This window comes from Candidatus Enterovibrio altilux, assembly GCF_002381345.1.
Classification (GTDB): Bacteria; Pseudomonadota; Gammaproteobacteria; order Enterobacterales; family Vibrionaceae; genus Enterovibrio; species Enterovibrio altilux.
This window is the reverse complement of record NZ_CP020660.1, coordinates 52,003-71,526: the sequence shown is the minus strand read 5'-3', so window position 1 is coordinate 71,526 and position 19,524 is coordinate 52,003. Positions and strand designations below refer to the sequence as shown.

At 37.4% G+C, this 19,524-nt stretch carries 14 protein-coding genes and 7 pseudogenes; 7 read left to right on the top strand and 14 right to left on the bottom strand.

Annotated features, from left to right (window positions below):
* Positions 1-72 precede the first annotated feature (72 nt).
* From BTN50_RS09155 to BTN50_RS09810, 3 genes and pseudogenes are all read left to right on the top strand, one after another.
* Positions 73-249: pseudogene (locus tag BTN50_RS09155) on the top strand (IS5/IS1182 family transposase); the annotation flags it as partial.
* Between the two features lie 391 nt (positions 250-640).
* Positions 641-1,237 carry a GTP cyclohydrolase II gene (locus BTN50_RS00320; RefSeq protein ID WP_096618611.1) on the top strand — a complete coding sequence of 199 codons (597 nt, stop codon included), beginning with the start codon at positions 641-643 and terminating at the stop codon, positions 1,235-1,237.
* A 1,324-nt stretch (positions 1,238-2,561) separates the two neighbouring features.
* A pseudogene (locus tag BTN50_RS09810) lies at positions 2,562-2,732 on the top strand (IS5/IS1182 family transposase); the annotation flags it as partial.
* A gap of 102 nt (positions 2,733-2,834) precedes the next feature.
* Here the strand turns inward: BTN50_RS09810 and dapE are convergent.
* The 3 genes from dapE to ligA form a co-directional block, all read right to left on the bottom strand.
* Positions 2,835-3,971: a succinyl-diaminopimelate desuccinylase gene (gene dapE / locus BTN50_RS00310; RefSeq protein ID WP_096618610.1), complete on the bottom strand. Its 1,137-nt coding sequence runs from the start codon at positions 3,969-3,971 to the stop codon at positions 2,835-2,837.
* A gap of 66 nt (positions 3,972-4,037) precedes the next feature.
* Entirely contained in the window at positions 4,038-4,388 is a 351-nt protein-coding gene (locus BTN50_RS00305; RefSeq protein WP_096618609.1) for an ArsC family reductase, read from the bottom strand.
* A 459-nt stretch (positions 4,389-4,847) separates the two neighbouring features.
* Complete coding sequence (gene ligA / locus BTN50_RS00300; protein ID WP_096618608.1) at positions 4,848-6,860, bottom strand: NAD-dependent DNA ligase LigA; 2,013 nt, start codon at positions 6,858-6,860, stop codon at positions 4,848-4,850.
* A gap of 779 nt (positions 6,861-7,639) precedes the next feature.
* Between ligA and BTN50_RS00295 the strand changes: the two are divergent.
* Positions 7,640-8,375 (top strand): annotated as a pseudogene (locus BTN50_RS00295) (IS5 family transposase); the annotation flags it as partial.
* Between the two features lie 286 nt (positions 8,376-8,661).
* Here BTN50_RS00295 and grxD read toward each other — a convergent pair.
* The gene (gene grxD, locus BTN50_RS00290) at positions 8,662-9,003 is read right to left on the bottom strand and encodes a Grx4 family monothiol glutaredoxin (protein ID WP_096618607.1); all 342 of its coding nucleotides are present in this window, start codon (positions 9,001-9,003) and stop codon (positions 8,662-8,664) included.
* 245 nt (positions 9,004-9,248) lie between these two features.
* On the opposite strand from grxD, the gene BTN50_RS00285 reads away from it, so the two are divergent.
* Positions 9,249-9,833 (top strand): Fe-Mn family superoxide dismutase, encoded by a 585-nt coding sequence (locus BTN50_RS00285; RefSeq protein ID WP_096619498.1) that lies wholly within the window; start codon positions 9,249-9,251, stop codon positions 9,831-9,833.
* Positions 9,834-10,157: 324 nt separating this feature from the next.
* Here BTN50_RS00285 and cspD read toward each other — a convergent pair whose 3' ends face one another.
* Positions 10,158-10,388 (bottom strand): cold shock domain-containing protein CspD, encoded by a 231-nt coding sequence (cspD, locus tag BTN50_RS00280; protein WP_096618606.1) that lies wholly within the window; start codon positions 10,386-10,388, stop codon positions 10,158-10,160.
* Positions 10,389-10,976: 588 nt separating this feature from the next.
* Positions 10,977-11,087: a transposase gene (locus BTN50_RS11855; protein ID WP_096618605.1), complete on the bottom strand. Its 111-nt coding sequence runs from the start codon at positions 11,085-11,087 to the stop codon at positions 10,977-10,979.
* Between the two features lie 204 nt (positions 11,088-11,291).
* Here BTN50_RS11855 and BTN50_RS09805 point away from each other — a divergent pair, with 204 nt between their 5' ends.
* Positions 11,292-11,432 (top strand): hypothetical protein, encoded by a 141-nt coding sequence (locus BTN50_RS09805; RefSeq protein ID WP_161492863.1) that lies wholly within the window; start codon positions 11,292-11,294, stop codon positions 11,430-11,432.
* A gap of 22 nt (positions 11,433-11,454) precedes the next feature.
* On the opposite strand, the gene apbC is transcribed toward BTN50_RS09805, so the two are convergent.
* The gene (gene apbC, locus BTN50_RS00265) at positions 11,455-12,540 is read right to left on the bottom strand and encodes an iron-sulfur cluster carrier protein ApbC (RefSeq protein ID WP_096618603.1); all 1,086 of its coding nucleotides are present in this window, start codon (positions 12,538-12,540) and stop codon (positions 11,455-11,457) included.
* Between the two features lie 490 nt (positions 12,541-13,030).
* Entirely contained in the window at positions 13,031-13,255 is a 225-nt protein-coding gene (locus BTN50_RS00260; protein ID WP_096618602.1) for a hypothetical protein, read from the bottom strand.
* 35 nt (positions 13,256-13,290) lie between these two features.
* On the opposite strand from BTN50_RS00260, the pseudogene BTN50_RS00255 reads away from it, so the two are divergent.
* Positions 13,291-14,210: pseudogene (locus tag BTN50_RS00255) on the top strand (IS5 family transposase).
* A 236-nt stretch (positions 14,211-14,446) separates the two neighbouring features.
* Here the strand turns inward: BTN50_RS00255 and pepB are convergent.
* The 6 genes and pseudogenes from pepB to BTN50_RS00225 all read right to left on the bottom strand — a co-directional run bounded on the left by pepB (position 14,447) and on the right by BTN50_RS00225 (position 19,392).
* A complete protein-coding gene (pepB, locus tag BTN50_RS00250; protein ID WP_096618601.1) occupies positions 14,447-15,751 on the bottom strand; it encodes an aminopeptidase PepB in 1,305 nt (434 codons plus the stop codon).
* A 236-nt stretch (positions 15,752-15,987) separates the two neighbouring features.
* Positions 15,988-16,128: pseudogene (locus BTN50_RS00245) on the bottom strand (IS1 family transposase); the annotation flags it as partial.
* 67 nt (positions 16,129-16,195) lie between these two features.
* Positions 16,196-16,931 (bottom strand): annotated as a pseudogene (locus tag BTN50_RS00240) (IS6 family transposase).
* Positions 16,932-17,050: 119 nt separating this feature from the next.
* On the bottom strand, positions 17,051-17,785 hold the full coding sequence (locus tag BTN50_RS00235; protein WP_096618599.1) for a UDP-2,3-diacylglucosamine diphosphatase: 735 nt from the start codon (positions 17,783-17,785) through the stop codon (positions 17,051-17,053).
* Positions 17,786-18,027: 242 nt separating this feature from the next.
* Positions 18,028-18,258 carry a peptidylprolyl isomerase gene (locus BTN50_RS11850; RefSeq protein ID WP_394336752.1) on the bottom strand — a complete coding sequence of 77 codons (231 nt, stop codon included), beginning with the start codon at positions 18,256-18,258 and terminating at the stop codon, positions 18,028-18,030.
* A gap of 453 nt (positions 18,259-18,711) precedes the next feature.
* Positions 18,712-19,392 (bottom strand): annotated as a pseudogene (locus tag BTN50_RS00225) (IS6 family transposase).
* Positions 19,393-19,524: the final 132 nt, after the last annotated feature.

The following is a 19,524-nucleotide window of genomic DNA, read 5'->3' as shown; positions in this document are numbered from 1 at the left end:
TTGAATATTTCAGCGATCTTAATTATTTAGAGTGTTGGTTGAAATTAGTTCCCTTATTTAGGGAATAAGGTCAGTTATCATAAACGTTTCCTAACAGAGACAGCAATGGTTCGAGTCAAAAAACTACTGGGAGGAACAGTGAGCCTAGGGAATCACACAACTCAGACTAGTGCAACTGACGCGATGATAAAAGCGTTAAATAAGCTAACAAGACCAGATATACCTAACATAAAAGCGATTGTTCAATAGTTAATCATGTGAGGATTTGCTATTTGAACTTGCATTAGGAAACAAAGCCTGTAATAGGTGACAACAGTGTCATGTAGCTGGTGTATGCATTGGCGAAGGAGCCATTATAGATGTGAACTTAGTGGTTAAAGTTGAATTTTTTGCCATGGTTGCTTGGCATCCTTCTATCGCCTTGAAATGCTTGCATTGATAGTTTTATAAAGTATAGCTTTCGAACATTATTATCACGTGGATGTTGATTGATTGGCGGTATGTTTAGAGTTCTGGTACGATTATCCATCATGTTGTAATAAATATTATAATGTAATAATTTTATGGTTCTAAGTACATGGCTTGTGAGATCTAGAATGTGTATATCGGTGAAAACCGAATGAAAAGAGAATTACAGTCGATGGCAAAAATAAGAGCAAGGATTGCTTTGAATGTGGGTGTAGGCAGTCAAACCCCCGCAGAAATTCTGTCGTTTGAAGGTCTAAACACGGAGAATGAGCACGTCGCTATCATCTTTAAAAATGTTGATCAGTTTCAAGATACACCATTGGTTCGCATTCACTCCGAATGCCTTACTGGGGATGTTTTCCACTCTTCTCGTTGTGATTGTGGCGAACAGTTAGAAGAAACGATTCAAAAGATGGGTGAGCAAGGTGGTATCTTGCTTTATCTACGTCAAGAGGGAAGAGGTATTGGCTTGTATAATAAGCTTGATGCTTATGGGCTTCAAAGCTCGGGTATGGATACATATCAGGCGAATAATTATTTGGGTTTTCCAGATGACTTGCGTAGCTTTGAAGATGCGGCAGACATGTTGAAAGCGCTTGGAGTAACAGTAATTCAACTTATCACAAATAATCCAAAAAAAATAAAAGAAATTCAAGAATATGGAATTGAACTAAGTGATGTAATTGGCACTAAAGCACATTTAAAAAACGATAATAGACAATATTTGCAAGCTAAGATATCTTACGGTAAGCACAAGTTAACACTTTAATTTTACATTATATAAATTCAAAATAAAAACTTAGCCCTCAGCTAATCATAATACAATAAGTTGATCATGGTTTAAAAAATATAGGCTTCTTTATCGTTTATTCTTGTTAGTTTTAACTATATATTGCTTACCAATTAAGAGTTTATGATCTCGAATATATGTTTCCAGCGCGTAAGCTAGGCATGAATTATGCCACATTGAATCGCTGAGTCTTAAAGTATGTTCTGCAACTAGAGCAAGCTTTTAAAAAAGAAATCGCTGCATGGCCACATCATAGTGAATGCATGATATTTACGTGCAAACTAAAATATTATGTACTATATCTATATAACGTTGTAGGTGAAAATAAGATACCACTATTGATTTTTAGCTCTTTAAAAATCGTGATTAATCTTCGTGTATGCTTTTATTGGACTGTGCTCTCTCAATCAGAGAACTAACTTATTAATTTATGCTTTAAGTGGTCTTATTTCTTACTTAGAGTTCAGATCGCCAATCTCAACATGATTCACTATTAAACTCTTGTTTGCGTTTTAAACATACTTACTAGCTATATCAGCTTATTTAACATTTTCATTATGACGTAGAATTAACTAATCTAAGCATTGTAATTCTTTAAGCTCAATATCCTTACAGAAATTTTTTTAATTCGAAACTTTGCCGTCTCTGGTAAGGAGCGTGTAGTATAATCATATTTCGTTTTTCAATGCTGATTTGAACCGTATAACTTCTGGTAACTAACCTTTAAATTACGCGGATAATTTCGTTTTCAAAAAATTATTTTTTGCCTTGGTGGGATGAGTGAAATCGTTCGTTTAATATGAACGGTTTCACACATTGTCTGGTGTCATAAGCACCATCGGCTGATATTTCATTAATTTTGCGGCGGGGTTGTATGAGTAAGTAAGTAGCACTTCATCATCAGTCACATTTGATACACTTCACTCAGTAGCAATGATTTCAAGCGTATTTATATCTACTGTTAAATGCCGCTTTTGTCAGACTCGCCGTTTCCCATCAGTACCATCTTTTTTTTACTTTCCATTTTGCTTCACCGCAGATTTTGAGCTTCATAGAATCAATGACTAAGTATTAAATAAATGAGGTCTCCCATTATTATCCTGCTTCGTTTGATTTCATGGCTGATTAGCTTCTTCATGAACCCAGAATGTTAGTGAGTCACAATTGATTACAGTTTGATTATGCTGCTTCCAGTTCGTTGTTTTGTAGTGAAGATTATCATAGATCTGAATATTTAAGCGAACCTAACTATTTAGAATATTGCTTAAAAATTTAGCTCCATTATTTAGAAAATAAAGCCGATTTCCATAAACGTTCCATGGCAAAGACAGCAATGGTTTTAGTCAAAAAACGACTGAGAGGGACATTAAGTCTCAGGAATCATACAATGCAGATTAATGAAACCTACGCTATGATAAAAGCATTAAACAAACTGGCAAGACTAGGCATGCCTAACACGAAAGTAATGGTTTAATCGTTAATCATGTGAGGATTTGCTATCTCAATTCAAATTAAGAAACAAAGCCTAATTAATAATAATCCTAAATTTGACTTTTTAAATCAACAGTAGTCTAACTTATTGTACTAATATTTTTTTCAATACTTTTTGATACATGTTAGATAGCTTTTCTAAATTAGCTATGCTGACGCACTCATTGACTTTGTGGATGGTTGTATTTACTGGTCCGAGTTCAATGACTTGAGTACCCATCCGCGCGATAAAACGCCCATCAGAAGTGCCACCTGTTGTCAACAATTGAGGTTTTTGATTGTTCACTTCATCAACGGCGGTAACAACTGCATCAAGCAATGTACCTGTATCTGTTAAAAAGGGATAACCACTGAATGTCCAAGCTAAATCATATTCCAGATTATGTTTATTAAGCACAGCATAAATACGTGATTTAATGTTATCAGCGGTTAACTCTGTACTGAAACGTAAATTAAATTGCACCTGAAAATTGCCGGGAATAACATTACTCACGCCTGTTCCTGCTGCTAAATTTGAAATTTGAAAGCTGGTTGGTGGAAAGTACTCATTTCCATTATCCCATAGCATACTCGCAAGTTCAGCCAATGCAGGAAGTACTTGATGGATAGGGTTGCGTGCCAGTTGTGGGTAAGCAACGTGGCCTTGAATTCCTTTGACGATGAGGTCGCCCGTGATTGAACCGCGTCGGCCATTCTTTATTACATCTCCTACGACATTTGTGCTTGAAGGTTCGCCCACGATACACATATCAATAATTTCATTGCGTTTTACCAAGGTATCAACCACTCGAGTAGTGCCATTTATAAACGAACCTTCTTCATCAGACGTGATAAGAAACGCCAATGAGCCAGTGTAAATTGGGTTCTCTGCCACAAAACGTTCAGTAGCAACCACCATGGCCGCCAAAGAACCTTTCATATCTGCTGCACCACGGCCATACAGATATCCTTCAATGATTGTTGGTTCAAACGGAGGTGTGTGCCATTGCTCGACAGGGCCAGATGGAACAACATCAGTATGACCGGCAAAAGCGAATAATGGGGCTTTAGTACCTCGGCGGGCCCATAGATTAGTAGTATCTTCAAATACCATCCGTTCGACAGTAAAATGTATTTTTTCAAGTCGTTGGATCATGAGTTCTTGGCATCCTCCATCTATAGGGGTTACGGATGGACGCTTGATTAAATTTTTAGCTAAAGATAATACAGCACTGTCTGTCATGGGGGGATGTGCATCCTCGTAATTTATTTAAATACTACGAATTAAATTCTACTATTTTTGATGGCGTTATTCACCAAAAATGACAGCATACTCATCCAGTTTAAAGCCAAGATAATAGTGGCCTTCATGTTCCAGTACAGGGCGTTTTATAATGGTCGGTTGAATTAACATTAACGCAATAGCATTAAATTCATTTAAATTATTTTTTTGTTCTTTGGACAATGCGCGAAAAATAGTGCCTTGTTTATTAACAAGTCTTTCCCAGCCAAGCTCTTTTATAAATTTTTTAAGCATATTTTGATTAATGCCATTTTTACGATAATCGTGAAATGAAAAGGGTTGATTTTTAGCTTCTAGCCATATAAGGACTTTTTTTATGGTGTTACAATTCTTAATTCCGTAAACCACTGTACTCATAAATTTCTTCCTTTTAAAGTTATGTTTTAAGGCGCTAGACTGACATTGAGACATCTAGAAAGCAGGACGCTAACTGTAATACAAGTAGGTTTTGTTTCCTCATGTGAGTTTGAATAGTAAATTTCAACATGATGAACTTATGACAGATACTTTTAATAGTACGCAGTAGCCCAATTCCTAAACTAGTTACTCAGCATGATAACGTCGTTTATGCACCTCAATGTAGCCAGTTTATTTAATCGCTTTTTAGACTCACTTTAAAGAAATATGTTTTGGAAACGTATTAATATCGTGGTCTTGGCAAAACTCGGCAGTAACCTATACTTTTTTCAAAACTTAGACATAAAAAATGAGCTTCGCCAACATTTAAATCTCTTATGAAGCCCTTTTGGAACCATTCAATCTTCGCAACAATCAGCATGAAACCAATACTATCGATTTCATTTAAAAATGTATGACTTAATTTAAAAATAGTTTAATCATCTCATTTTCATTTAAAATTTCGATGCCTAATGTTTGTGCTTTAGCTAATTTCGACCCCGCAGCCTCACCTGCGATAAGTAAATCAGTTTTTGTAGACACGCTACCAGTGATTTTCGCGCCAAAGGCTTGTAATGCTGCTTTTGCATCACTACGAGTCATTTGTGACAAAGAACCTGTAAGAACTACAACCTTACCATCAAGCAATAATGATTTGCTTTTATCACGAAGTTTAATTTCATGCCAATGAATACCAACTTCAAGCAATGCATTAATGGCGTTTTTATTTTTTTCTTCGCCAAAGAAAGATGTCACATGTTTTGCGATAACGGCACCTACATTATGCACGCTAACCAATTGTTTTTCTGAAGCAGTACGAAGCACTTTTAAAGTAACGAAAGAATGCGCAAGGGTCGCTGCCATTGTTTCACCCACCTCTCGGATACCCAGTGAATAAATAAAGCGAGCGAGTGTGGTTTTTTTTGCTTTCTTGATAGAAAGCATGATCTTTTGTGCAGATCTAGGTCCCATACGCTTAAGCATCGCAATTTGCTCTGCTGACAGCTTGAAAAGGTCTGCTGGCTCTTTAACTAATTCTTTATCAATCAACTGCTTAATAATTTTATCACCAAGACCATTTACGTTTAAGGCTTTACGCGAAAAAAAATGTTTAATAGTTTCTTTGCGTTGCGCCAAACAAATGAGTCTTCCAGAACAACGTGTCACAGCTTCACCTTCAATACGTTTAACATGCGAATGACAAACAGGACATTCCGTAGGAAACACAATTTTTTTGGCATAATCAGGCCGACGACTTTTTACAACACATACAATTTGAGGAATCACATCTCCAGCACGACGAATAATCACCGTATCACCAATTTTAATGTCTAAACGCACTATTTTATCGGCATTGTGCAGCGTTGCGTTGGAAATGGTAACACCACCAATAACAATTGGGGCCAACTTTGCGACAGGTGTAATAGCACCTGTTCTACCAACTTGGAACTCCACGTCCAATACAATTGTGATTTTTTCTTGTGCAGGGAATTTATAGGCAATAGCCCAACGTGGAGCTCTTGCAATAAAACCTAGTTGTTTTTGAGTAGCAATAGCATCAACTTTAATGACAACACCATCAATTTCGTATGGAAGTGTATTACGGAGCGCTATCATGTTTTGGTAGTAAGCAATTACATTACTCAATCCCTTCACTTTTTTTACTTCAGAGCTCAGTGGTATTCCCCATTGATGTAACTGCTTTAAACGGCCAAAATGTGAATCGTCAACTACTTCTGATATAAGACCAAGAGAGTAGGCATAAAAGCGTAGTGGGCGCGTAGCCGTTATTTTAGGGTCTAGTTGACGAATGCTGCCTGCTGCCGCATTTCGTGAGTTAACAAAAATTTTTTTACCTTTTTTTAAATTTTTTTCGTTCAGCTTATTGAAGCCCTCTTTTAACATAAGTACTTCACCACGTACTTCTAACTGTACTGGCCAATCAGTGCCTTGTAACTGTAAGGGTACATTTTTAATCGTGCGCGCATTGTTAGTAATATTTTCTCCTGTGGTACCATCACCACGTGTTGCTGCTCGAACAAGCACACCTTTTTCATACATTAAACTAACCGCTAGTCCATCCAGTTTCGGTTCACAACTAAATGTAAAATCGTCTGCACGATTCAATCTCTCTTTGATCCGTTTTTCGAACGCCAGTAGGTCTGTGTCATCAAACGCATTATCAAGAGACAGCATCGGAATTTCGTGGTGCACTTGCATAAACGCATTTAATGATCGGCCACCAACACGCTGGCTTGGCGAATCAGCAGAAATATTTTCAGGATGATCTGCTTCTATTGCCCGCAACTGCTGCATCAATTGATCATACTCAGCATCAGGAAGCTCAGATTTATTTTCTACATAGTAAAGATGGCCATGATAGTTCAGTTGAGCTTTCAGTTTCTGCAATTGTTGTTGAATGTTAGTGGTCATCAGTGTTCCTATGCGCTGCCATCACTCTCAGCGATGCATAAATAGAATGAGTATTCGTATAACTGCAAGTTTTCTTGCGTTTCAATTAGATAAAGCATATTTATATATTGTATTACCTAAATCAGGAAACTCAATTATCAATCTACACTCTAAATAGCTAGTATGCTCAAAGTAATCGCACTGTCATTATCCAACACAATAATGGTTGCAACGGTATTATCTTTTAACTCTACATTGTCAACTACCGCAAAAAATTATTCTTTTTTTAAAATGCAGTAAAGAAGAAATCAGGAGCAATAAGGCTTTAAAAGTTAACTCTTTCCATGTGCTGCTACCGCATCCTTCAAGCACACCTTAACTCCAATATTTTTAAAAAAACAGATTTTTTTACTATTTTATACCAGTAATTAGTGAAAATTTCTTCAATTTAAAAATAGTACACCCACTCCGTCGTTCGGAGCGGTAGTAAATTATTATTGAAACAACTTTGTTCCCTAATTCCAGTGCAAACAGCAAATCCCAACATGACAAATTACAAAAGATCATTTTCGTATTAAGTATATCTAACCCTCTCAGCCTATCTAACGTTTTTGCCATCCCGTAAGTTCCGCTCATCTGAACGTTATGATTCCTTAGCTTTTTGTTTCCTAAATGAGAGTGCTCAATTATCAATTAATGTTCTAAACAGCTAACTGGAGGCAATATATCAAGCTTTAACCAATGGCGGCTCACTAACAGCCTGAATTAATTAGGAAGCCATTCAGCTATAGAACTAAACTAAGTCGGGTAATGATGGCAGACCTCCTTTATTTAACGACTTAGCCATGACTACATCCTTCATGGATAAACGCGTATTTTCAATGCCATTGAGAGGTCTGAAAGGATTCATAAATTCTATTTTTAATTAGTTAAGCTGTCATTGTCATACCCTTATTATTCATGCGTCAGCAAGCGAGCCAAAATAATTAACGTCATGTTCAAAACAAAGAATACAGGAACCATCTAACATTTAGCTATGGATTTTACAGGACTCAAAGTCTACGGTGAAAGAGAATGGAAAGTAAGAAAGCATGGCACTAACAGTAAATGGTGAGTCTGGCGCAAGTTGCATGAAGTGGTAAATATAAATACGCATGCAATCATTACTGCTGAGTTAAGCTCATCAAATGTAACTGACGATAAAGTGCTACCTAACTTATTCAAACAGACCCGCCGGAAAATTCATAAAATATTAGGCGAGAGTGCCTACGATACCAAGCAATGCTATGAAACCGCTCGTATTAAACGAGCGGTTTCACTCATCTCATCAAGAAAAAGAACAACTTTTTAAAAACGAAATAATCTGTGTAATTTAGTGATCAATTACCAGTAATTATACGGTTCACCTCAGCCTGAACAGTGGGGGGTATAGTTACCACAAACGTTCCTTATCAAAGACGGCAATATTTTACATCAAAACAATTATTCGGAGAGATATTGAGTTTGAGGGATCACAATGCTCAGATTAGAGAAACCTCGCAATAATAAATAATGTTAAATAAGCTGACCAGATTCAGTATAGCTACACAAAAGCGATTGTCTAACCGTTCCTAGTGTTGTGATGTGTTATTTAAACTTGCATGAAGAAACAAAGTCCATGAGAGTTATCGTAATGGCTACATCACTCACTAAACTAATATTTTTTGATGTTGTTGTTTAGTTTGATTCCATAGCTAAATGCCTTTTTCATCAATTCAAAACATTAATAAGCTACTATTACTTAATAGTTTGGTTCTCTGATTTAGGAAATATAATTCAAAATTCACTTAATTATTTTTTCATTGTCACGACGTGCTGCAGCATTTTTGACGATTGACTGGAGCTCGCCTTTTTGGAACATTTCCAAAATGATATCACAACCACCAATCAACTCTCCTTCAATCCAAAGCTGTGGAAAAGTTGGCCACTCCGCATATACTGGTAATTCAGCGCGAATATCGGGATTTTGCAAAATATCTACGTAAGCAAATTTTTCACCACATGCTATTAGTGTTTGACTGGATTGAGAAGAAAAGCCACAACTCGGTTGCTTAGGTGAACCTTTCATATAAAGTAAAATCGTATTTTTTTCAATTTGTTGTTTAATTTTATCAATAGTTTTCATTACTTCCTCGAACATCAAGTGTGACGATAATATCAATTTTAACTGGAAAAAGAGTATAAAAAAACATCTAAAAACTATAAAGGCATATTTATAAATTTTTAAATTATTCTTTTCATACAGTAAAAACTTGTTAAACTTCTTTGCAGTCAGTCTATAAGTAGAAACGTCGACTCATGTAGTGTATAGAAAATCTACAGGAAGCAATAATGTTAGGGGGAAACCCCACCATCATGGAGAATCAAGTAATGGCATTTCAACTACCAGTCCTCCCTTACGAAAAAAATGCACTTGAGCCACATATGTCTCAAGAGACTATAGAATATCACTACGGTAAACATCACCACGCTTACGTTGTTAAACTTAATAGCATAGTTGAAGGTACAGAGCTTGAGAATCGATCTTTGGAAGAGATTGTCAAGACATCAACTGGTGTTGTTTTCAATAATGCAGCACAAATGTGGAACCACACGCTTTACTGGAACTGTCTTAGCCCAAATGGCGGTGGTGAGCCAACTGGTGAGCTTGCAAATACAATTTCTAAGTCATTTGGTTCTTTCGAAAAGTTCCAAGCTAAATTTACTGATTCAGCCATCAATAACTTTGGCTCTTCATGGACTTGGTTGGTTCAAAAAGCTGATGGCTCCCTGAATATAGTTAACACATCAAATGCGGGTACACCTCTGACTGAAGATGGTGTGACACCACTTCTAGCCATTGACCTCTGGGAACACGCTTACTACATTGATTTCCGAAACCTACGTCCAAACTACATAAAAGCATTTTGGGCATTGGTTAACTGGGAGTATGTTGTTAAAAATTTAGCAATGTAATATGCTAATTTTAATTACACTAAATTGTGTGTAGTTAAATACCTCGCAGCGACGAGGTATTTTTTATCTTCCAAATGGCCTTGTCTACTAATTCAAGTTTAGATAGTAAATTAGGAAACAAAATCAGAAGTCATGCGTAGCAAAAAACAATGTTTATTGTAAATAATTAACATTAAAGAAACCATTTAAGCATATTTTATTGTAATTTTTTATAGATAGTGTATACACTGTAGAGCTATGAATATATGATAAGTTTTAGATACTCCAGCCTGCAGCCTGCGTATACAGGCTAATCAAGTACACACGAAAGGAGTAGACTCTAGTCTACTCTTCAATTTTTGAAGTTGCGTCCTCTATTGGCACAATCTGACTAACGTGATAACCTTTTGGACCTGCAAAGACTTCATAATTAACGGTTTGACCGGCCTTCAATGTTCGATAACCATCCATTTTAATCGTTGAATAGTGAACGAAAATATCACTATCACCCTCATCAGGACAGATGAAACCAAACCCTTTAGTATTATTAAACCATTTAACTGTACCACTTGCCATGCGAAACATTCCTCTTGCATTCAAATTGCATAACTATGAGTAATATTTACATCTGTGATCGTGTTACTCATTGGTAATTGATGTCATATATTTTTACTACAAGTCACACTTTAGTGAAATGATTCAGGCAGTCAAGCTCTGCGTAATGCATATCACAATATTTTAATAAAATAACCAAAGATATGGAAAAAAATGGAATTTCTTTCCTAAATTAGAGTATTAAATAGGAAACAAAGTATGCTATAAAGTCTCTCGCTTAATATGAATGGTTTCGTAGCATTATTTGTGTCATAAGCACCAGTCGGCTAATATTTCATTAATTTTTCAGTGGGTCTGTTTGAGGAAGTTAGGTAGCACTTCACAGGTAGGCAAATTTGGTGCACTTCACTCAGCAACAATAATTTCATGCGTATTTATATCTATCGCTAAGTGTAACTTGTGCCAGATTTATTATTTGCCATTAGCCATGCTTTTTACTTTTATTTTTCTTCACTATAGACTTTGAGCCCTTAGAATTAATAGTTCAGTGCTGGATGTTTACTTTATTCTCCATCTTGAACGTGACGTTAATCGTTTTGGTTCATTTGCTCATGCATAACATGAATAGTGAAGGCATAGCAACGGCAGTTGAACAAATTTAAAAACAGAATCAATTAATCCTTGTAGACCCCTCAGTGGTATTGCAAATACGCATTTCATCACGAAGCCGTCGTAATGGTTAAGTTACTAAATAAACGAAGTCTCCCGTAGTTACCCCGTTTTGTTTGATTCCATAGTTGAATAGCTTCATCATCAATCCAGAATGTTAGTGAGCCCAACTATCTAAAGTGTTAATTGAAAACTTAGTTATTTTACTTAAGACATAAAGCCGGTTACCATAAACGTTCCCTAGCAGAAATAGCAATGGTTCGAATTAAAAAATTACTGGAAGGGACATTGAGCCTAGAGAATCATGCAACCCAGATTAGTGAAACCTACGCCATAATAAAATCATTCAATAAACTGACAAGACTAAGTATGTCTAAGGCTCAAGTGATTGTCTAATAATGAATAATATTTAAATTTATTAATTGACAACAGATATTTGTGCAGGCGCAACCTCGCTACTCCAATAAAGTCTGCTCGCCACATTTAACGCTATTTGCTGATAAATAGCTGTATGTTCACTATCTGGTTTGCTCACAACGGTTGGTCTTCCCGCATCCATATCTTCGCGAATATCAATATGCAAGGGGACTTGTCCAAGCAGTGGTAAGCTATATTTCAACGACATTTTCTGTGCGCCACCTTCACCAAAAATAGCTTCATGATGACGACATTGACTACAAATATGATAGCTCATGTTTTCTACTATCCCGAGCACAGGTACCGCGACTTTTTCAAACATAATAACACCTTTAATAGCATCGGTGAGAGCTAAATCCTGTGGGGTCGTCACTACAACCGCTGCAGTTACTGGAAATTGCTGTGCCAAACTCAGTTGAATATCCCCAGTACCTGGAGGCATATCAACAATTAAATAGTCTACATCCGGCCAATGTGTTTCATTAACTAATTGCGCAAAGACTTTTGATGCCATCGGCCCACGCCATACCATTGCATTTTCATCAGACACAAGATAACCAATAGAATTGCTATAAAGGCCATAAGCTTCAACAGGTTCCATGCTTTTCCCGTCTAACGATATTGGTTGTTTTCCTTTTGTTCCTAACATCAACGGCAATGAAGGCCCATAAATATCTGCATCCAAAAGACCAATTTTTGCACCCTGAGCATGAAGAGCAAGCGCTAAATTAACTGCGGTCGTCGACTTACCTACTCCTCCTTTCGCAGAGCTAACGATGATTATATTTTTTACTCCCTGAAGCAGAGTTTTATTTCCCGCTTTCAACGCCGCAATGTCTTGAATCACTTTGAACCTAAGCAAAGAGATATTCAGCTTAATGCGGTCCTTAATCCAAGCATCCAACTCAGATATCAATGCACTAGCGGCAAAAGGCAACCTTACCGTAATTTCATTATCCTCTGACTGAAAAACTAAGCCATATTGGTTTGCCCAATCCTTGATAAATGCATGATGTTCAAATTGGTTAAGTAATGTAATTACGGCAAGCAATTCAACTGCATTTACTTTGTTACGACCATATACCATAGTAAATACCTCCCCTTCTTTGTTCCACTTTCATCAAAGTCAAGTCTTCCACTAGTCTAATAAAAAATTTACAAGATACACACTTTTTACACACAAGCAAAAAGCTATCTTAGACGCGTAGTAATTCATCGATTACAGATAGCACAGGAGGTCATGTATTCAAGAAGTTATTCTTCGTATAAAATATGTAATTTTTATGGTGATTATTATCAGGCTATATTCCTTAATGCAAGTTTTGATAATAAATCTCAAACATGATTCACTATTAGACGCTCACTTTTATTTTTAGCATCCCTAACCCTATTAATTGATGTGTCGTTTTTATTGTGTTATAGATTTCACTAATCTGGCCATTATAATTCTGTAGGATCAATGTCCCTCAGCAGTTTTTTAATGCGAAACATTGTCGCCTTTAATAGAGAACGTTTATGGTAACTGTGCCTCGTTTTCCTATGCTGATTTGAACCGTATAATTTCTAGTAACTGATTGCTAAATTACGCGGATGATCTCGTTTACAAAAAGTTGCTTCTTTTTTGATAAAATGAGTGAAACCATTCGTTTAATGCGAACAGTCTTATAGGATTGCCAGGTATCGTCAGCGCCATCAACTAAAATTGCATTGATTCTTCGGTGGGTCTGCTTAAGCAAGTTAAGTTGCACTTTACTGTCAGTTGCATTCGATGAACTTAACTTAGGAGCAATGCTTTCATGCATATTTGCAACTACCTCTAACTGTAATTTTCATGTCTATGAATAAGTTTCCCCACAAAATAACTAGCTGGAAGCTGTATAATCAAGCTTTAATCAATCGTGGCTCACTAACATTCTTGATTAATGAAGAAGAGATTCAGCTATGGGACAAAACTAAGAAGGGTAATCATAGGAGATCTCGTTTATTTCACAATTTAACCATCACAAGGTCCCTCATGATTAAATACATATTTAAAGTGCCATTGAAAGGTCTGCAAGGATTCATTAATTTATTTTCAACTTCCTCAACTGACATTACTGTCATGCCCTCCTATTCATGCATTAGCAAGCTAATTAAAATGGTTAACGTCACGTTCAAAACGAAGAATAAAGGAAGCATCTAGCACTTAGCCATTCATTTTACGGGGTTCAAAACCTACGGTGAAGATGAATGGAAAGTCAAAAAGCATAGTACTGATGAGAAACGGCTAGTCTGGCGCAAATTACATTTAAAGGTAGCTGTACATACACATAAAAGCATTGCTGCTGAGCTAAATGCATCAAATGTGACTGACGGTGAAGTGCTACTTAACTTGCTTAAATAAACCTGATAAAAAATCAATGAGACATCAGCCGATGGTACTTATGACACCAGACAATGTTACGAAACCATTCGTATCAAACGAGCGGTTCCAATTATTTTATCAAGAAAAGGAGTAACTTTAGGGAAACGAGATCATCCACGTAATTTAGCGGCCAGTTACCAGAAGTTATACGGTTCAAATTAGCATTGAAAAACGAGGTATGATTACCCCTAAACATTCTCTATCAAAAACAGTCATGTTTCGAGTCAAAAAGTTACTGGGAGGGACATTAAACCTAAAAAATAATAAAGCTTAAATTAATTAAATCTACAAATAATACAACCGTTAAACAAGCTGACGGAATTGGTATGCCTAAAACAAAAGCCATCGTCTAAGAATGAATCATGTGAAGATTTACTTCCTCCATTCAAGTTAAAAAATTATAATTATATTCCACAATCTTGTCCTTGTACATAAAAAGTACCTCTTTTATCCAGTCAAGCGCACGACAACTATTAATCTTATTGTATTAAATTTATAATTATTGACTATAGAGTAGAAAAAATTTTACAGTTCATAGTATACTTCTGAATCATTCATAAATCAAGCTCCTTCAATGATTACGCATGTATTAACTGCCTGATTCATCCATCAAGATTCGCGACAATGTTTTGACACCCATACCTGTTGCGCCCACAGACCATTTTTCGTTAGCTACTTTGCGATATGCACCAGAGCAATCGAGGTGAATCCAGCCTTTTTGGTAGTTATCAACAAAATAAGATAGAAAGGCAGCGGCAGTACTCGCGCCAGGTGAATACAACCCCGACCCTACGTTTGCCAAATCAGCAAAACTTGATGGCAACATATTGCGGTGAAATTCAGCCAGTGGTAGCTGCCACATGCCTTCATTCTCTGCTTCTGCAGCATTTAAACAACGTCGTGCTAACGCCTCGTCAAATGAGAACAATGCATGGTAGTCATTACCCAAAGCCATTTTTGCTGCCCCTGTTAAGGTTGCACAATCAATAGTTAATGCAGGTTTATGTTTATTTGCATAAAGTAAGCCATCAGCCAATACCAATCGGCCTTCGGCGTCTGAGTTTAGAACCTCAACACTCACTCCATTTTTGTAAGTGATGATATCACCAAGCTTATAAGCGTTACTTGAAATCATATTCTCTGCGCAGCATAGAATAAGTTTTATACGCTTATTAAGCCCTTGTGCAATCGCAAGGGCCAATCCACCGGTTGCCATTGCTGCACCACCCATGTCGGCTTTCATTGAATCCATAAAACTAGATTGTTTGATACTGTAGCCACCTGAGTCAAATGTAATACCTTTACCGACTATACACGCAAAGACCTCTGTCTTTTCATCGTTTGTTGGGTTGTAGTCCAATTGTAGCATGGCTGGTTTTCGTGCGGAACCTCTACCAACGGTATGTACACCTACCCAACCGTGCTCAAGTAGGTCAGCACCGCCGACGATTTTGTAACTGACATGTTCGGGGTTTGGAGCTTGTGATTTAATGAATTCTCCTGAGCGTACAGCTAATTGTTGTGGGCCAACTGCTTCAGCTGTTTCATTAATTATTTGACGAACCCAATCGGTTGTCATAATACGATTTTTTAGTATTTGTTGCTGTTTGCCTTCTACCACTGAGGCGTCAAATTTATAATCTGTTTTTGGACCACGCAATCCTTGATAAAATGCCCATGCGGTTTCAACATCCCAATTATCTCCACTTAACGCGACATTGCGGATACCTTGAGTATCCAATTTACGTGCTGCCTGTTGAATATTGTCTAGCGCTGCTTCTGCATTTGCATGAATAAGTGCACCATTTTGATCAAAAGAAATAACGGTATTTGTACCGCCCCACGCGTCAGCTGCTGTCTCATATGTTAGTGTGATAAGCATTTTGTCGATCATGTTAAACTCCCTATGCATAGCTCTTACTGTAACAATTGTACAACGTTTTATTCAGTTGATTGACCTTCTATACTTATCAATGGTGAAATTTTTATGTTCGCCACAATAATTTTATTACATCGGTATCATTAAAAATGTTCAGCATAACGTATTGAAGCATACAGTTGGCTTCAGCCCACTTTAATAAATTTAATGCACCTAAAAAACAATTACGTATTCAATAAAGTGATTATGATTCAAATACAATACTCATGTTCAATGAATGTACCAATGATTTTGTTATGCATTTGCATTGGTTTTAAATATCTAATCGTCTTTCTATGAAGCCGTTTCAAACTGATGCGAGGAGTGAAATTTTTTTCAATACGCTGTATATAAAGCATGTCAACGGGGCTGTTGCAACTAATTATAGGATGCAGATCTACCCAGTAATGGGCTTAACGATTACTGATAAATCACCGCAACATTGAATAGACGATTCCTGAAGGCGGATCTCTCCCGAACAAGAGTTTTACCCTCATCATGACGTAACAAGAAATCAAATTGGCCTTTGTTCAACCTTCGCAGTGATTCGAATCCCTCGATGGTTGACCAGGCTCGCTTTCGTATTTTAAAACCGCCGGAGCTGACAACGAGCTTCTTGATGGGGGCGTGATCGGACTCGATACCATTATTGAGATACTTCACTTGCCGTTGCTCGACATCCGCTCGCAGCTGTCCCTCCTTCTTCAGGCGCAAGATAGTATGAGCATACTAGGAATGCTTGTCTGTGCTCAAGGTCTTAGGCTGAGTGTCTACATCATAGTATCTTAGGTACCGTTTCAAGAACTGATAAGTCGCGTTTTTATTACGTTTTGGGAGAAATAGAAGTCCAGTGTCTCGTCTTGCTTGTTGATAGCTCGATACAGATAATGCCATTTCCCTTTCACCTTGACGTAGGTTTCATCGAGCTGCCACGAAGAATCTGCTCGGATGAATTGATGGCGACGTAACTTCTTGCGTAATGCTGGGCATATTCCATAAACCAACAATAAATGGTCGAGCGGTTAACCGAAACCCCTCGCTCTGCCAGCATGTCGCTGAGATTGGCGTAGCTCATTGGGGTCGAACCATACCAGCGCAGGCACCAAAGAATGATTTCAGGAGCAAAATGTTTCCATTTAAATGCGGGATTGGTCATTGAGTCACTAGATCAGAAAAGACAGAACTAAATTCTGTGTCTTGGTTGATTTTTTTGCAACAAAGCCGTTCATTATGTTGAAATTTGCTATTTCAATTTGAATTAAGAAACAAAGCCGTTTAGTAACCCAATGTGTGTGATGCCAACTGACAGCCGTCTTCGGTGCAAGAAAGTACAGAGCTTTGAGTATACCAATCACCTAGAACGATTCGTTGTGTGAACTCAGTGTTAGTACTCATAGACACAGTATGAACATACGGACGGTGCGTATGTCCATGGATTATCTGTGTTACGCCATATACTTTCATTAAACGCGAGACTTCATCTGTGTCTACATCTATGATGTCTTCAGTTTTTTGTTGGTTGCTTTTTACGCTACTTTTACGAATTTTTTCGCCGATATTTTTACGATACGATAAAGGAAGTCGTAAGAATAGCCACTGAGTAAATATATTCCTCACTTTCCTCCTATAGCGCTGATAGTCTTCATCGTGTATGCATAAAGTATCGCCATGCATGATGAGCGTCTGTTTGCCGAAAAGGTCAATCACGGTATGCTCAGGCAACAATATCATGCTAGACTCTTTCGCGAAATATTTACCAATCATGAAATCGCGGTTGCCATGAATGAAGTAAATAGGAACGCCATGTTCGGATAATGTTTTCAAGGCGGAGGCTATTTTTCGATGAAGCGGAGTATTATCATCGTCACCGATCCAAACCTCAAATAAGTCTCCAAGAATATATAACATGGATGCGTGCAGAGCTTCTTCATTTAGAAAGCGGCAAAAACAATCAGTAATTGCAGGATGAGAAGGACTTAGGTGTAAATCTGATATAAAAAGTATTGTCATAGGAAAGTGAACTGCCATAGGAAAGAGAACTGCGATGATTATCGTTGTCTCTCGATGTATTATTCTCGATGGTTACGCTGTTGACCTGCACTGTCCCAACACGAATATCTTCGTGCACGTAGACCCATTTATTTGTCGCACCATTTTTAATTTTATTAATTATGCCCATGCCTTGTACAATTTTAGCAAATAGACCTAAATCTAGGCCATTCATTGACTCTTATTTGCAGTCTAGGAAAGTGCTACCATTTAAGTTTGTGAAAAATTGAGAATTCATTGAATGCGACTCTATCGCTCAGGGTGCGTGCTACCGTAAAAATACTGGTCTTATTCCTTAAAGTATTATTCGCTTCATTTTTAATTGGGGTTTGTAACTCTTTTTCTTCTATGCCAGATGTCATATTACTGCCTTGACCTATGAAATTGTCAATGATACGGTGAAAAAACGTACTATCATAAAAACTGTTCAGCAATGTTGCAAAAAATTTATCTGTATTTGAAGCGCTTTTTCAGTGTTAGGTTGGATTTGAATATCATCAAAACTAGAATGCAATATAATCATATTTTATTCTATTTAAAATCATTTAGTAGAGACAATTGATTCTATCTCAACGAAAGGGACATTTAACTGATTTAACACAGAGCATATAGAGCTAAGTTGTGTGCTGTGCGATTGCTGTGTATTAAAATAGTGTGTATTCGTAATTACAGTGAATGCTTTATTGTTGAATGAGTAAAGGTCATATTATGAAAAATATAAGTTTCTCTAACCAGCAAATAAAAATTTAAAGTCCAACATATCTTCATTAATAAATTTTGTTTTTTAATTTGAATTAAACCCACAAAAAGTGACTACAATCACTTGATATCCCTGACGGATAAGTGCGGCACACGGATGCAGATCTACCCAGTAATGGGCTTAACGATTACTGATAAATCACCTCAACATTGAATAGACGATTCCTGAAGGCGGATCTCTCCCGAACAAGAGTTTTACTCTCATCATGACGTAACCAGAAATCAAACTGGCCTTTGTTCAACATTCGCAGTGATTCGAATCCCTCGATAGTTGATCAGGCTCGCTTTCGCATTTTAAAACCGCCGGAGCTGACAACGAGCTTCTTGATGGGGGCGTGATCGGACTCGATACCATTATTGAGATACTTCACTTGCCGTTGCTCAACATCCGCTCGCAGCCGTCCCTCCTTCTTCAGGTGCGAGATAGCATGAGCATACGAGGAATGCTTGTCTGTGTTCAAGGTCTTAGGCTGAGTGTCTACATCATAGTATCTTAGGTACCGTTTCAAGAACTGATAAGTCGCATTTTTATTACGTTTTTGGAAAAAATAGAAGTCCAGTGTCTCGTCTTGCTTTTTGATAGCTCGATACAGATAATGCCATGTCCCTTTCACCGTGACGTAGGTTTCATCGAGCTGGCACGAAGAATCTGCTCGGATGAATTGATGGCGACGTAACTTCTTGCGTAATCTTGGGGCATATGCCATGAACCAACGATAAATGGTCGAGCGGTTAACCGAAACCCCTCGCTCTGCCAGCATGTCGCTGAGGTTGGCGTAGCTCATTGGGGTCGAACCATACCAGCGCAGGTACTAAAAAATGATTTCAGAAGCAAAATGTTTCCATTTGAATGCGGGATTGGTCATTGAGTCACTAGATCAGAAAAGATAGAACTAAATTCTGAGTCTTGGTTGATTTTTTTGCAACAAAGCCCTATTTAG

Coding starts and splice junctions, on each gene's coding strand:
- BTN50_RS00320 (WP_096618611.1), top strand. CDS start 641: ATGGCAAAAATAAGAGCAAGGATTGCTTTGAATGTGGGTGTAGGCAGT.
- dapE (WP_096618610.1), bottom strand. CDS start 3,971: ATGACAGACAGTGCTGTATTATCTTTAGCTAAAAATTTAATCAAGCGT.
- BTN50_RS00305 (WP_096618609.1), bottom strand. CDS start 4,388: ATGAGTACAGTGGTTTACGGAATTAAGAATTGTAACACCATAAAAAAA.
- ligA (WP_096618608.1), bottom strand. CDS start 6,860: ATGACCACTAACATTCAACAACAATTGCAGAAACTGAAAGCTCAACTG.
- grxD (WP_096618607.1), bottom strand. CDS start 9,003: ATGAAAACTATTGATAAAATTAAACAACAAATTGAAAAAAATACGATT.
- BTN50_RS00285 (WP_096619498.1), top strand. CDS start 9,249: ATGGCATTTCAACTACCAGTCCTCCCTTACGAAAAAAATGCACTTGAG.
- cspD (WP_096618606.1), bottom strand. CDS start 10,388: ATGGCAAGTGGTACAGTTAAATGGTTTAATAATACTAAAGGGTTTGGT.
- BTN50_RS11855 (WP_096618605.1), bottom strand. CDS start 11,087: ATGAAATGCGTATTTGCAATACCACTGAGGGGTCTACAAGGATTAATT.
- BTN50_RS09805 (WP_161492863.1), top strand. CDS start 11,292: ATGGTTCGAATTAAAAAATTACTGGAAGGGACATTGAGCCTAGAGAAT.
- apbC (WP_096618603.1), bottom strand. CDS start 12,540: ATGGTATATGGTCGTAACAAAGTAAATGCAGTTGAATTGCTTGCCGTA.
- BTN50_RS00260 (WP_096618602.1), bottom strand. CDS start 13,255: ATGCATGAAAGCATTGCTCCTAAGTTAAGTTCATCGAATGCAACTGAC.
- pepB (WP_096618601.1), bottom strand. CDS start 15,751: ATGATCGACAAAATGCTTATCACACTAACATATGAGACAGCAGCTGAC.
- BTN50_RS00235 (WP_096618599.1), bottom strand. CDS start 17,785: ATGACAATACTTTTTATATCAGATTTACACCTAAGTCCTTCTCATCCT.